Here is a 13,785-nt window from a genome sequence, read left to right as displayed (position 1 = left end):
TCACTGCTGCGGAGGCTGCCCGGGCTGGGGGGCCTGCGGGTAGCCGTAGCCGGCCGGGGGATACCCCGGGTTGTGCTGCTGCTGCTGCTGCGGCGGCTGCGGCTGGGCGTACGGATCCTGCCCCGGCTGCGGCTGCGGCTGCGGCTGCTGCGGATACGGCTGACCCGGCGGCTGCTGCGGATACGGCTGGCCCTGGGGCTGCCCCTGCTGCGGGGGATACGGCTGCCCGGGGCCGGGCTGGGGCGCCTGCGGGTACGGCTGCCCGGCCTGCGGCGGATAGGGCTGCCCGGGCACCGGCTGGCCCGGCATCTGCTGGCCCGGCATCGGCGGGGCGGCCACCGGCGGCGGGTTGCCGTCGCTGGTCCACAGGCCCTGGCGCTGCTGGTGGCGGATGAAGTCCTCGGCGACCATCGCCGTGAGGTTGAAGTACGCCTCCCGGACCTTGGGCCGCATCATGTCGAGGTCGACCTCGGCGCCCGCGGCCAGGTGCTCGTCGAACGGCACGACGACGACACCGCGGCAGCGGGTCTCGAAGTGCGACACGATGTCGTCCACCTTGATCATCTTGCCGGTCTCGCGCACCCCGGAAATGACGGTGATGGACCGGGAGACGAGCTCGGCGTATCCGTGCGCGGACAGCCAGTCGAGCGTCGTGCTGGCGCTGCTCGCACCGTCCACGGACGGCGTGGAGATGATGATCAGCTGGTCGGCGAGGTCGAGCACCCCGCGCATGGCGCTGTACAGCAGGCCGGTGCCGGAGTCGGTGAGGATGATCGGGTACTGGTTGCCGAGCACGTCGATCGCGCGCCGGTAGTCCTCGTCGTTGAAGGTCGTGGACACGGCCGGGTCGACGTCGTTGGCGATGATCTCCAGGCCCGACGGCGCCTGCGAGGTGAACCGCCGGATGTCCATGTACGAGTTGAGGTACGGGATCGCCTGGACGAGGTCACGGATCGTCGCCCCGGTCTCGCGCCGCACCCGGCGGCCGAGCGTGCCGGCGTCCGGGTTGGCGTCGATCGCGAGGATCTTGTCCTGGCGTTCGGTGGCGAGCGTGGAGCCGAGCGCGGTGGTGGTCGTCGTCTTGCCCACGCCGCCCTTGAGGCTGATGACGGCGATGCGGTAGCAGGACAGCACCGGCGTGCGGATCAGCTCCAGCTTGCGCTGCCGCTCGGCCTCCTCCTTCTTGCCGCCGAGCTTGAACCGGGAGGAAGCGGCGGCGGGCCGTCCGCTCTTCGCCTTCTGCCGCTTGTTGTTGAGCAGCCGGTCCGAGGACAGCTCCACGGCGGCCGTGTAACCCAGCGGCGCCGCGCCGGGGTTGACCGGCTGCCGCTGGTCGTGCTGGATCGGCTGCGGCCAGGCGGCCCCGGCCCGGGGGTCGACGGGCTGCTGGACCTGCTGGGGCGGTTGCGGGTGCTGCGCCGCGTCGGGAGCGGGGGCCTGGGGTGCCTGGGCGGCGTGCGGTGCGTGGGGCTGGGGCTGGGGAGGCTGCCCGGGGAAGTCCTGGGGCGCACCCTGCGGGAAACCCTGGGAGTCGGCCGCCGGGGGCTGCTGTCCCTCCGTCTGCTGGGGGACGCCCGGCTGCGGGAAGCCGGGGTGCGCCTGGGGGGCTTGCGGCTGCTGGGGCTGCGGTGCCGGGGGCTGCGGGAAGCCGTAGCCGGAGGCGGCGGCAGGCGGCGCGTCGGCGGGGTGCGGGAAGCCGTAGCCGGCGGGGGCCTGGGCCTGCGCGTCGGCGGGCGGTCGGGGCGCCGGGGCGGCCGGTTGCGGCGCGGGGGCGGGTGCCGTGTGCTGCTGCGGGAAGCCGTAACCGCCTGCCGCGGGCGGCGCGTCGGCGGGGTGCGGGAAGCCGTGACCGGCGGGCGGCTGGGGTGCCGGGGCGGCCGGTTGCGCCTGCGGGGCGGGCGCCGGAGTGCCACCGGGGTGCGGGAAGCCGTAACCCGGCTGCGGGACGGGCGGCTGCTGGGCCGCCGGGGCGGGAGCGGGGGGCTGCGGGAAGCCGTGGCCCGGCTGCGGTGCGGCCGGGGCGGGCTCCGGGGGCGGCGGGGTCCAGCCGACCGGCGCGGGCGGAGCCGCCTGCGGCTGCACGGGCGGCTGAACGGGCTGCTGCTGGACCGGCGCGGAGGGCGCGGCAGCGTGCGGCGCGGCATCGCCGGGCTGCGGCTGGGCCGGCCACTGGGCCGCCGGCGCGGGCGCCGCGGGCTGGTACGACGGCGGCAGCGGGGGCAGCTCGCCCTGCGGGGCAGGCGGAGGAGTCCAGGCGGGCTGGGCCGGGGGAGCGGCACTCTGGGACGCGGCGCCCTGCGGCTCGGCGGGGCCCGCGGGGACGGCGTCCGAGGGCTCCTCGGCGGCGGAGCCGTCCTGCGGGACGGCGTCCGCGAAGTCGGCGGGGCCGTCGGGTGCCGGGTCCGTCACGACGGCCCGGGCGTCCTGGACGGCGGCCTCGTCGCCCGAGGCCGCCTCGGAGACGCCTTCCCCGTCCGATGCGTCGGCGCCTTCGCCTGCCGCGCCGTCGGTCGGGACCTCGGCCTCGGCCTCGGTGCCGTCGTCGTCGGTGCCGGCGGCCCTGTAGGTGTCGGCTGTGGTGCTCGTGTCGGTGTCGGTGTCGGTGTCGGCGGTGGCGGTCGTCGCGTGGTCGACGTCCGACCCGCCCGCATGGGCGGCTGCGTCCGCCCCATCCGCGTCCCCGGACGGCACGGAGCTGTTCGAGGGGAACTCCGCGGCCTCGGCCCGCGGTTCCGCGGGCGGCTCGGGCTCGGCCTGCGCGGCGGCGGCGTGCTCCGCGATCTCCCGCTTGAGGGCGGCCGCGGAGAAGCGCATGGTCGCACCGCTCTCCAGGTCCCCGGCTCCGGGACCGTCGTCCTCGTCACCCGCCGAAGCCCCCGCGGCTCCCCACGGGGCGTCGGCCCGCTGCTGGGGGTGCTGCGTCTGCGGCTGGGACTGCGGCTCGAACCCGCTGCCCTCCGGAAGGTTCGGCACCGCGACCGACCCCGCGCCGGGCGGCACGGCGGGAGCGGCAGGGGCGGGCGGCGCGGGCGGACCGGGCGGAGCCACCGGAGTGACCGGCGCGCCCGGCGCGGCCAGGGGGAAACCCCCGTCCGCCACGGGCGGTGCGGCCGGGGCGAAGGGAGCCCCGGGCGCGGGCGCTGCCTGCGGTGGGGCCGGAGTGAACGGGGCTTCAGGCGTAGGCGCCGCGGTCGGTGCGGCCGGGGTGAACGGGGCTTCCGGCGCGGGCGGCGTGAACGGAGTCGCCGGCGCGGGCGGGGGGACCGGTGCTCCGGGCGTGCCCGTCGCCCCCGTGCCGGCTTGCGCGCCCGTCCCCGCCCCGGGCGCCCCCGGTGCCGCCCCCGGTGCCGGAGCCGGACCGCCGCCGGTGTTCTGCGTGTACCAGGCCGGCGGCGCGTAGTCGATGGTGAACTCGCCCGTCGCCTCGACGGACTCCGCGTCGGGCTGGTCATCGCCGGGTGTGGCCCAGCCCCCGCGGATCCCGTCCCGCTCGCTGCTCACAATTCCTCCTGGTGTGGTCGAGCACCCTCATGCCGTGCCGGGGCGACCGTTCGCTTGTCGTGCTTGAGTGGTTCGAGGCCGTCTGACGTCGTCCGATGCGGCTTTCCCCCGGGAGACGCCGACGTCCACCCCACGGTTTCCGGCATCGCGCCCCGTACCAGCCTAATCATCAGACGGCCCGCCTCGGCAGGCCCGCCCACCCCTCAGCATCAGTCCACCACGTCACGCGGCTCCCGAAGGGGTCGCGTACGCGCTTCAGGGCACACGGCAAATCAGCCATAACGCCCGAAGTGCCGCACGAGCGACCGGAGGAGGCGCCGCGTCAGTCCATCCGTCTCGGTGTGCCCAGCAACCCGATCTCCGCATCCGTGGGTTGCGTCATCACGTACTGCCGGTCGCGGTCGGCGCACCACAGGGTGAACCCGTCGGCGAGCGTGGGCAGCGCCTCCACGTCCCCGCGGGGCAGCGACAGCGTGCGGCCCAGTTCCACGGCCTCGTCCGGCGAGATGCGCTGCACGCCGACGAGCCGGGCCTGCCGGACCAGCCGCGGGGCGACCGGACTGAGATACGGCAGCAGCGTCAGCACCGACTGCCAGGGCCCCGAGGTGACCCGGCCGCGCGGCGGGCGCATCCCGCAGTCCCGCACCACCAGCACGGGCGTGCCCGCCGAGGCGCCCTGCGGGGGCACCCGGCCGACCTCGTACACGGCGAGCCCGTTCTGCCCGCCGCCCATCGCGTGCACCATCTGCACCCAGGCCTGCGGCCGTCCCGTCTCCACGGCCACCCGGGCCCCGGTGGCCGCCGTCCTCAGCGCGAGTACCTGCGCGGTCCAGAGCCCGCCGATCAGGACGACGTCGTACGGCGTGGGCCGGTTGATCCCCAGCACGGCAGGCCGGCCCTCGGCGCCGACGCCGATGACGACGCCGTCGTCCCCGATGGGCAGCGCGAGCGCGGCGAGTTGGTCCGCGGACACCGTGTGACGTCCGTGCCGCGGCCCGCGCAGGCCGAAGCCGCTGCGCGGTGAGCGGCGTCCGGGCCGGCCGGCGGACGGCTCCGGTTCGCCGGAGGCTCCGTGGGTCGTCGTCACCGTCACCGGGCACCTCCGAGCGGCAGCGTCGCGAGCATGCCGGGCACCTGCTCCCGGTCGAGGCGGGCGAGTCCGGCGCCGGTGTGCCGGGCCGCGCCCTGCACCGCCCGCCGGGCCGCCACGAGTTCGTCGTCGCTGCGGCCGGTCACCCGGATGTGCCCGGACAGGGACACCTCCTGCCGGTCACCGCGCGCGAGCGTGATGCTGAACGTGGTGGCGAGCGCGGGAACGGCCGTGACCAGGGCGACGAACTGGGGGAGCGAGGGGCCTTCGCCGCCCAGCGCGGGCCAACGGCGCAACCAGTACGTGGTGTGGCGGCGGTTGTCGCAGCGCCAGCTGCGGCCGGTCTCCTCGGTCCGCCGCTCCACCGTCCCGGTCCGCCCGGCCTCCGCCGTCACCAGCGGGTTGGCGCAGGCGGACGTGGCGAAGGCGGTCGTCAGCTCCTCCTCGTCGAGGACGGTCGCCCGGAATCCGGCTCCGGTCAGCCGGCTCGCGAGGTGGTCCACCGCCCGTACGACGCACTTCTGCGCCCCGACCGCGCCGCCACCGCGGACGGCCACGGCCTCCGGGCACAGCTCCGGATCCAGCTTCAGGGCGATCCAGGTGATGCGCACCGCGGGCGCCCCTGTCTGCTCCTGCAGGGGCGCGTAGTTGGCCACGGCCACGGACTGCGGGGGCAGGTGCAGGGCGGGCGCCGGCTGGGTGTGCAGCACGATCTGCGCGGACTCCAGCCGGATCCCGTCCACCTCCAGGGCGTCCCGCACCAGGGCGAGCGGCAGTGGCTGACGGCCGCGCTCGGCCCGCAGCGCGGTCGTGTCCGCCTCCACCTGAAGGACGGCGGTGACGAACGTGCCGTCCCCGACGATCCCCACGGGCCGCCGGTCACGGCCGCCGTACGCGTACGTCCGCAGCCCGGGATCGCATTCCACGGCGGGCCCGAACCCCGGTTCCGTCCCGGGCGGTATCTCCAGCCGTGCCGCCAGCCGCCGTCGGGACCTCAACTCCCGTGCCGTGGCCAGCCACTGCGGAAGCGAGCGGCCGCGACGGCGCACGAAGGCGAGGGCGACCAGCAGGGCGGCGACGACCGCCGCGGCCACGAGCGCCACCGGACCGCTCACCCAGCCGACGAGCAGGACGGCGGCCGCGATCTCCAGCAGGACGAGGCGTTGCAACCGGAATGCCCCGCCCTGTCCCGCACGGGTCCTGAGGTGCGGTGCGCCCGGCGCCGCCGACCGCGCGGTCCGCTCGGGCGGCCGCTGACCGGTCGACGAGGATCCCCCTGTCCGCGACCGGCCGACGGAGCGCGCGCCCGTTCCCGAAACCCTCACTCCGTCCCCCCGTTCCGCTCACGAACCGTCCGTGTTCCAGCACCGCACAGGGCGCTCGACGGCCCGGGAACCCTACCCGCTCCCCACGTTCCCATGGTTATTGGGCATAGTAGGTGGCCGCTCCGACATCGGAGACGGGAGCCGGCCGACCGCGCCGAGGATCACGCGGATCGGCCGGAACACGGGGAGAGACGGGCACAGATGGCATCTCGGCGGGACCAGCTCAACGCCTACACCTTCGCGAAGCGCCGGATGCTCGCGGCCTTCCTCCAGTCGTCGCCCGACGGCTCGGAGGAAGGGGCGCCGCGGCCGTTGCGCTCGATCCTGCCCGGCATCGTCGTCGGGGTGCTCGTCATGGCCGTCTTCGGGGCCTGGGGCATGTTCCGGCCGACCGCGCCGAAGGGCTGGGACACGCCCAACGCCAAGGTGATCGTCGCGAGCAAGTCGACCACCCGCTATGTGGTGCTGCGGACCGGCGACGAGGTCCAGCTGCACCCGGTCCTCAACATGGCCTCCGCCAGACTCCTCCTCGAGGAGGGGCAGGGCCAGGTGGTGACCGTCTCGGAGTCCGTCCTCGACAGCGGCGACATCCCGCACGGCGTCACCGTGGGCATCCCGTACGCCCCCGACCGGTTGCCCGCGGCGTCCGAGGCGGGCAAGGCGAAGCGCTGGGCGGTCTGCGAGCGGCCGGGCGCGGGAGGCGGGAACTCCGTCCAGAAGGCGGCACTGGTCCTGGCCGCGCGCGAGAAGGACGCCACCGAGGGCGCGGGACGTCTGCGCGACGGCCAACTCCTCTATGTGGCCGACCCGGACGGCAGGCGCTACGTCGTGGACGCGGCCGGCACGGCGTACCCGGTGGGCAGGAACGACGAGTTGCTGCTGCGGGCGGTGGTCGGTTCCGGCCGGGAGCCCCAACGGGTGTCGGCGGAGTGGCTGGCGACCCTGCACCGGGGCGATCCGATCGCCTTCCCGGACATCCCCGGGCGGCCGGGCGAGGCGGCCGGGGCGCCGGGCCAACTGGACACGTCGGCCGACCGGGTCGGCATGGTGCTCAAGGCCTTCGACAACAACACCGAGCAGTACTACGTGGTGTTGCGCGGCCGCGTCGCCCCCGTCTCCGCCTTCGTCGCCCAACTGCTGCTGTTCAGCAAGGAACTGGCGCCCCTCGGCCAGGCCGGGCACGCCCGCGAGCTGAGCCCGGGCGCGATCGTGCCGGGCGAGGCGTTCGGCACGGAGCGCCGCTGGCCCACCGGTGACCCCGAGCCGGTCAACGAGGCGTCCGGGGCCGCCGGGAGCCGCAGCACCGTCTGCAGCGTGCTGCGCGGCGTCAACTCCGGCTCGGGCGCCACGACCCTGAGCACCTGGGCGGGCACGGACTTCCCGGCCAAGCTGCCCACCGGTTCCTCCAGCGCCTATGTGACGCCGGGCTCCGGCCAGCTCTACCGCCAGTTCCAGGGCGAGGCGACCCAGGCCGGCCCGGTCTTCCTCGTCACCGACACCGGCCTGCGCTACGTCCTGCAGTCCAACGGCGACAGCGCGACGGACGACGCGGGCATCGGCACCACCGCCGAGCAGCGCGCACAGCAGCAGAAGGAGGCCCAGCAGGCCCAGACCCTGCTGGGCTACAAGGACGTCGACCCGGCGCCGATCCCGGCCGCCTGGTCCGAGTTCCTGCCGACCGGCCCCCGTCTGTCGACCGCGGCGGCCCGCCAGCCGCAGGGCTCGTGAGGAGGGGACCGGCGGTGCGCCGAACGACGACGACCTCCCGGACGGCCCCGGCGCCGCGCACGGCCCGGACCCGGCCCACGCCCTTGGCGCCGCGCACGGCCCCGTTCCTGCGCACGGCCCCGTTCCTGCGCAGCGCTCTGGTGGCGACGACCGCGGCTCTCCTCACCACGGCCACGGTCCTCGCACCCCCCGCGTCGGCGGCGGACAAGCTGCCCTACTCGGACCAGTGCACGTTCCCCAACGGCGAGTACCCGGGCCGCCCCTGGGCCCTCCAGCGGGTCCTCCTGGACGAGTTGTGGAGCCGCTCCAAGGGCGAGGGCGTCCGCGTGGCCGTCATCGACACGGGCGTCGACGTGAAGAACCCGCAGCTCACCGAAGCGGTGGACGCGAAGGCCGGCCGCAACCTCCTCCCGAAGAACCTCAAGGACGACGACGGCGACCCGATCGAACGGGGCGCCGAGAACGGCACCACGGACACCGTCGGGCACGGCACCAAGGTGGCCGGCATCATCGCGGCCCGTCCCCTCGACGGCACCGGCTTCGTGGGGCTGGCCCCCGAGGCGACCATCATCCCGATCCAGCAGAACGACGCCGAGGGCCACGGCGACACCGACTCCCTGGCCGCGGCGATCCGCTACGCCGTGCAGGCGGGGGCCGGGGTCGTCAACATCTCCCAGGACACGTCCGACGCGGTCCGGCCGAGCTCCGACCTGGAGCTGGCCGTCGACGAGGCCCTGGACCGGAACGTCGTGGTCGTGGCGTCGGCGGGCAACGACGGCCTGGGCGGCAACGTCAAGGAGACCTACCCGGCGTCCTACGAGGGCGTCCTCGCGGTCGCCGCCTCGGACCGCAACAACGAACGCGCGTCCTTCTCCCAGTCCGGCGACTTCGTGGGCGTCGCCGCCCCCGGCGTCGACATCGTCTCCACGGTCCCCCAGGGCGGTCACTGCGCCGACAACGGTACGAGCTTCTCGGCGCCGTACGTGGCGGGCGTGGCGGCGCTGCTCAAGGCGCGGCACCCGGACTGGACCGCGCGCGAGATCGTCGCCCAGATCGAGCAGACCGCGGAGCGCACCGTCGCGGGCCACGATCGGCTCGTCGGCTGGGGCGTCGTCGACCCGGTCCGCGCCCTGACGGAGGACGACCGTCCCCTCGAGTCCCCGAGCCCCCGGGAAGGCATGGCCAGGGCCGAGGCCCCGAGCGCCGCGAAGTTCCACACCGGCGAGACCCCCGACGAACGCAACACCCGCCTCGCCACCTATGTCGTCGTCGCGGCGACGGCCCTGGTGGCGGGTCTGGGCGGCACGGCGGTGGCGATCCGCGACGCACGCAGACGGACGAGGAGGGCCGCGGGGGCGCGCCAGAGCGCAGCGGCCATGTCGCGGCGCGTCGGCGCGAGTTGAGGTGTGCAGAGGCCAACGATTTGTAGGATCATCGCAATCGCAAGGGACTTGTGATGCCGACGCGACGGGGGAGGGATGCGGCATGGGCGTGCCCGGAGCAGGCTCGGGGCAGGGAAGCGGCCCCGAGCTGAAGGTGTCCGCGCAGGACCTCACCAGACTCGCCGACGACCTCGATGACATGCAGGACCACCTCGACAAGCAGGTACAGCGCATGGACGCGGTCGTCGACGGCATCGAGGCGGGCTGGCGCGGTCCGGCGGCGTCGGCGTACCGCGACTTTCACCGGGCCGCCGCCGAGGACGCCGTACGCATCCGTGAAGTGATGAAGCTGCTGGAGGAGGCGGTCAGGCTGAGCCGTGACGGCTTCTCCCAGGACGACCTCGAGGTGCTCGCCCGGATGCGGCGGATCCAGGTCGACGTCGGGAGCGAGGTGGCGCGACTGTCGACGCCGAACACCGACGTGACCGCGCCGGCGCCGCGCAGCAGCCTCGACGACCTGTAGCCCTTCTCGAAACCGCAGTCGCCGAGACGAACACGGGGGAATCATGTCGACCGGCACCGCACCTGACGACGAGCCCATATCCGTATCCTTCGCCACGCTCGAGGAGCTGGCCGCCGACCTGGAGGACATCCTCAGGAAGCTCAACGGCAAGCTGGACGACCTCTACGACCGGGTCGTGCCCGTCGTGCTGTCCTGGCGGGGCGAGACCCGTGAGGTCTTCGTCGACAAACTCGACGAGTGGGACCGCTCCGCCCAGGACCTGCAAGCGGCCCAGAAGTGGTTGCACGAGTACGTGACCACCGGCCACGCCGATTACGCGGCCGCGCACCTCGCGGTGCTGCGAGGCTGGGGCGGTGCCTGATGGCCGAAGAGCGGCCCACGGACGAGGAGCGTGCACGGGAGCGGTCGGACGCCCGTACCCGCTCGCCCAAGACGGGCGGCGGCGGATTCGACGTACAACCGCAGCACGTGCACTACACCGCGCTGGTGGTGCGTGACGGGCAGTTCGACTACGACAAGGGCGCCAGGGCCCTCGTCGATGTGCTGAACCAGTACAGCCAGTCGGCCGGAACCGGCTGGGGCGCGGACTCCTTCGCGGCGGCGTACAGGTCGGTGAACGAGAAGTTCCTGGAGCTCTGGGCGAAGAGCGTGGTCTCCGTGGGCGGTGTGGCCGTCGGCCTGACGGACACGGCCAACAAGTACACCCAGGCCGACTGGTACGCCCGCAGGATGTACGGTCCGCCGCCCGTCGAGAAGCCGCCGCCGGTCGTCATCGAGAAGGAGCCGGGATACGGCCCGGTCAACGACATCAAGTGGTCCGGCACCGGTGAGGACGCGGACTCCTGGGACATCTCCGGAATCCTCGGCGAGGTCCCGGACTTCCTCGCCGACGTCGTCCGGCCCGCGATCGAGCACGGCCTCAACCTCGGCAAGATGCACGAGATCACCCCGGGAGCCAGGGACGAGGAGCTCAAGGGCATGGCCACGGCCTGGCGCGCGGTCGAGAAGGACGCGAAGGCGGCGTCGGACAACTTCAACGGCGCCATCAAGTTCATCACGAACAACAAGGGCAACGACGAGTGGCAGGGCGCGATGAAGGCGTTCTGCCAGACCATCTGGGGCACCACCGAGTGGGGCAGGACCTACGACGCCCAGATGAACAGGGTCTCCATGGGCCGCAGTTGGAAGACCAACCGCAACGTGGTGCCGGCGAAGCAGCGGCCCGTCATCGAGATCCTCCGCCAGACCGCGACCACCGTGCAGGAGACCCTCGACCATCTGGCCGCCGTCCGTCTCAAGACGGCGGAGACGACCACCCGGCTCGGCAAGGAAGCCGCGAAGGCGACGGTCAAGGACCTGACCACCGGCCTCGACCTGTTCGAGCTGACCCGGCTCGCGGCGACCATGGCGTTCGGCGAGATCGTGCTGACGTTCCGCTCGCACATGGACAAGGGGGCGGCCGACAGGGCGGTCGAGGAGTATCACCAGGCCTTCAGCGACGCCGCGACCAAGCTGAAGGCCTTGGAGCCCGAACTGAACGAGGCGCTGCTCAGCGTGCCGACGTTCCGTGCGGAGGCGGCGCGCGCCGAGGCGTACGGCGCGCGCACCCTGAACGACTTCAAGAAGGAACACAGCTGGCAGCGCACGGAGAGCCAGATTCCGTACAAGTACTCCATCGACCTGGCCACGGAGGAGGAGCTGAGCGGTGGGCACAGCATCGACAAACACGTCGGCCTGACGGACGCCCAGCTGACGCAACGGTTGCGGGACGAGGCGACCGGGTCGGGCAAGGTCGATATTCCCGCGGCTTCCTCCTTCACCGACCTGGAATCGGCGCAGTATTACACTCAGCACAATGTCCGAACAAATACGGCAGAAATCGACAAGTGGATTACGGGCCCGCCGCCTCCGGCACCGGGTGAAAAGAAGGACTTCTCCGTGGATGCGGTGCCCACGGGTCCTCTGGGGATTCCGGCCGTGACAGGGCGTACGGCGCCGGTGGTGAACGATCAGGCGACACCTCCGCAGGACGCTCACGGTGTGCTGACCGTCCTCAAATACGAACCGAACCAGGACCCGCCGTTCGTGGTGCTGACGTCCATGCCCCAGTGATGAGTGAGGAGACGACGATGGCCGAACCCGACGAGCGTTCGTGGTCCGATGCGATCGACATGTACGAGCGTCGGGCGACCATTGCCAAGGTGACGCGCAGGGAGCATGAGAACTGGGTGCTCGACCTGTCCACCCTGATGCACGGCGACACCCGCGACGCCCGCGGCTGGCGGACGGTGGACCTGTGGGAGGGCGAACTCGACAGGCTCGATGAACCGTCCTACCCCTTCGTCATGCCTCCGGAGGTCGTTGCGACGGCGGAGGCCTGGAAGCCTTACCTGCATGAGATCCCGCGTTCTCAGGCCGTGCGGTTCCTTGTGGCCCTTTCCACACCCTGGATCGATGTCACGAAGGAGCCGGATTTCGAGGAGCGCAGGGAGGGCCTTGAGGCGAAGGCGCGCGTCATCCTGTCGCGTTTCCCCGAAGGGTCACACTTCTATGCGAACACCGGGCACGGCAGCGACACCCGCGACTACTACGAGCGGGTTTCTCGGTGGTACTCCTTTTCTGTGCGCACCTTCGACTTCGGCTTGGTGCTCGTGTCGGAGACGGAAGTCGGGATGGTCTGGTCATTCCGCTGATGTGATGCGATCCGCCTGCCGCCCCGACCCTCCGTTCTGACCACGATGGAGAAGCCCCCTTGCGTACCCGTACCGCCACCTACCCCGACCGTGACACCGCCCAGTGGGCGACCCAGCACGTGGTCACCCGCAACGAACAGGTCGTCCACCGCTGGCTGGCACAGTCGACCCGGCAGCGGCTGGTGATCGAAGCGTCGTGGCCGTCCCGTGAGGAGCCCGTCGGGCGGGTCCTGCTGCAGGCGATGATGCTGGCGGGGCGCGACGCCGTCGACGTACGGGCCGCTCGGGTCGTCCTGCGCCGCGAGCCGGCCGCCGCGCACGGGTTCGCCGTGCACGCCACCTTTCCGGTCTATCTGTAGAGAACCCAGAGGCTGCCCACCGTGTCCTTGAGCCCCCTCGAACACGACCGCCGCTACGGCGAGCTGGACCAGGTGATCCGCGCCCACGCGGGCCAGCCGGCGGACGACACCCCCGACAGGCCGAGCCAGGCCCTGACCGCCTACCTGCGGCAGACCTGGCACACCCGCCCATGGGCGCTCGCCGTCGCCGAGCGGCAGCTGCGGGAGTACGCCGACAGCCCGCCCGGCCGACTCCGGATCCGCCTGGGCGAGTTCTACGCGATCCCGGACGTCGGTCTTCCCGAGGGTGAGATCCAGCAGTGGCTGTACCGCCTGGCCGATCACATCAAGCACAGCATCGAGCAGGGCGAGGTCCCGCCCCCGGCCGTTCCGGTCACCCACTGGGAGTGGCACGCCCGCTTCCCTGAACTGGGTCAGTTCCTCGGCGGCTGGTTCTCCCAGGACATGCCGGACGAGTTCGACGACCATGACGCGGCCGTCGACGACTACCGCGCCACGACCGACCGGCACCTCGTGGCACGCCTGGTCGGCGAGTTGCGTGAACTGCTCGCACTCTCCCTGGACGAGTCCGACTACGCCGTGGCCGTCGCCGAGTTGGGCATGGAGGTCGACCCGCCGACGCCGTACGCACCCAGCGGCTGGCTCGCGCTGACCGCCGACCGGCTCACCACCCCGCACCGCGGACCTGGGCCCGGAACGCCACCCCCTGATCAGCCCCCGGTCAAGCACTGACCGCACCCCGGCCACGCACCCGTGACGGCCGCGGCCTGCTCCATGGCCGTCACCTCTACGAGGGGCTCCGCAGCGAGATGCCCCCCCGCAGCGCGCACGATCCGCGACGACGTCCCAGGTCGCCATGTCCTGGGCGGGGCCTGGGCCTTGTCCTGGGCCGGGTCAAGTAGCGCCGGGGCCATGACGAAGGGCTCCTGGCTGAACCCGCCCACTCCTGCGCAGTCCCGCCAGGCCGAAAGCGACCACAGCAAGACCACAGCAAGAAGCCGCGCTCCGGGCCGGGCCGCCGCAGGCCGCCGCGGTCCGGCCCTCCTCGCGGCACCCGTCATGCCGGCTTTCGCCGCGCGCCCCGTCGGCCGGCTGTCCGCATGGCTCACTGTCCGCCAGTACCCGAGCGAAGTCGGCGCACGACGCTGGATGCAGGAGAAAACAGTCCGAACGTGAGGAATGGG

11 protein-coding genes are annotated in these 13,785 nt (G+C 73.1%); 8 read left to right on the top strand and 3 right to left on the bottom strand.

Annotation, left to right across the window (positions count from 1 at the left end):
* From J2X68_RS36415 to eccE, 3 genes are all read right to left on the bottom strand, one after another.
* A complete protein-coding gene (locus tag J2X68_RS36415; RefSeq protein ID WP_310436892.1) occupies nucleotides 1-3,501 on the bottom strand; it encodes an SCO5717 family growth-regulating ATPase in 3,501 nt (1,166 codons plus the stop codon).
* Nucleotides 3,502-3,823: 322 nt separating this feature from the next.
* Entirely contained in the window at nucleotides 3,824-4,594 is a 771-nt protein-coding gene (locus J2X68_RS36410; protein ID WP_399041687.1) for a hypothetical protein, read from the bottom strand.
* The gene (gene eccE, locus J2X68_RS36405) at nucleotides 4,591-5,916 is read right to left on the bottom strand and encodes a type VII secretion protein EccE (protein WP_310436891.1); all 1,326 of its coding nucleotides are present in this window, start codon (nucleotides 5,914-5,916) and stop codon (nucleotides 4,591-4,593) included. The genes J2X68_RS36410 and eccE overlap by 4 nt, the downstream gene beginning before the upstream one ends.
* A gap of 201 nt (nucleotides 5,917-6,117) precedes the next feature.
* Here eccE and eccB point away from each other — a divergent pair, with 201 nt between their 5' ends.
* From eccB to J2X68_RS36365, 8 genes are all read left to right on the top strand, one after another.
* Nucleotides 6,118-7,644, top strand: coding sequence for a type VII secretion protein EccB (gene eccB, locus J2X68_RS36400; protein ID WP_310436890.1), 1,527 nt, complete (start codon nucleotides 6,118-6,120; stop codon nucleotides 7,642-7,644).
* Nucleotides 7,645-7,769: 125 nt separating this feature from the next.
* A complete protein-coding gene (gene mycP / locus J2X68_RS36395; protein WP_399041698.1) occupies nucleotides 7,770-9,047 on the top strand; it encodes a type VII secretion-associated serine protease mycosin in 1,278 nt (425 codons plus the stop codon).
* 82 nt (nucleotides 9,048-9,129) lie between these two features.
* Nucleotides 9,130-9,549 (top strand): WXG100 family type VII secretion target, encoded by a 420-nt coding sequence (locus J2X68_RS36390; RefSeq protein WP_310436889.1) that lies wholly within the window; start codon nucleotides 9,130-9,132, stop codon nucleotides 9,547-9,549.
* 43 nt (nucleotides 9,550-9,592) lie between these two features.
* Nucleotides 9,593-9,910, top strand: a complete 318-nt coding sequence (locus J2X68_RS36385; protein WP_310436888.1) for a WXG100 family type VII secretion target — start codon at nucleotides 9,593-9,595, stop codon at nucleotides 9,908-9,910.
* On the top strand, nucleotides 9,910-11,661 hold the full coding sequence (locus J2X68_RS36380; RefSeq protein WP_310436887.1) for an RNase A-like domain-containing protein: 1,752 nt from the start codon (nucleotides 9,910-9,912) through the stop codon (nucleotides 11,659-11,661). The genes J2X68_RS36385 and J2X68_RS36380 overlap by 1 nt, the downstream gene beginning before the upstream one ends.
* Before the next feature lie 17 nt (nucleotides 11,662-11,678).
* Nucleotides 11,679-12,242: a hypothetical protein gene (locus tag J2X68_RS36375; RefSeq protein ID WP_310436886.1), complete on the top strand. Its 564-nt coding sequence runs from the start codon at nucleotides 11,679-11,681 to the stop codon at nucleotides 12,240-12,242.
* Nucleotides 12,243-12,301: 59 nt separating this feature from the next.
* Nucleotides 12,302-12,601: an RNase A-like domain-containing protein gene (locus J2X68_RS36370; protein ID WP_310436885.1), complete on the top strand. Its 300-nt coding sequence runs from the start codon at nucleotides 12,302-12,304 to the stop codon at nucleotides 12,599-12,601.
* A 21-nt stretch (nucleotides 12,602-12,622) separates the two neighbouring features.
* Nucleotides 12,623-13,333, top strand: a complete 711-nt coding sequence (locus J2X68_RS36365; RefSeq protein ID WP_310436884.1) for a contact-dependent growth inhibition system immunity protein — start codon at nucleotides 12,623-12,625, stop codon at nucleotides 13,331-13,333.
* The last annotated feature ends 452 nt before the right edge of the window (nucleotides 13,334-13,785 follow it).

Source organism: Streptomyces sp. 3330 (genome assembly GCF_031456635.1).
Taxonomy (GTDB): Bacteria; Actinomycetota; Actinomycetes; order Streptomycetales; family Streptomycetaceae; genus Streptomyces.
Note: the sequence above shows the minus strand (reverse complement) of the source record. Positions and strands in the feature narration are given on the sequence as shown.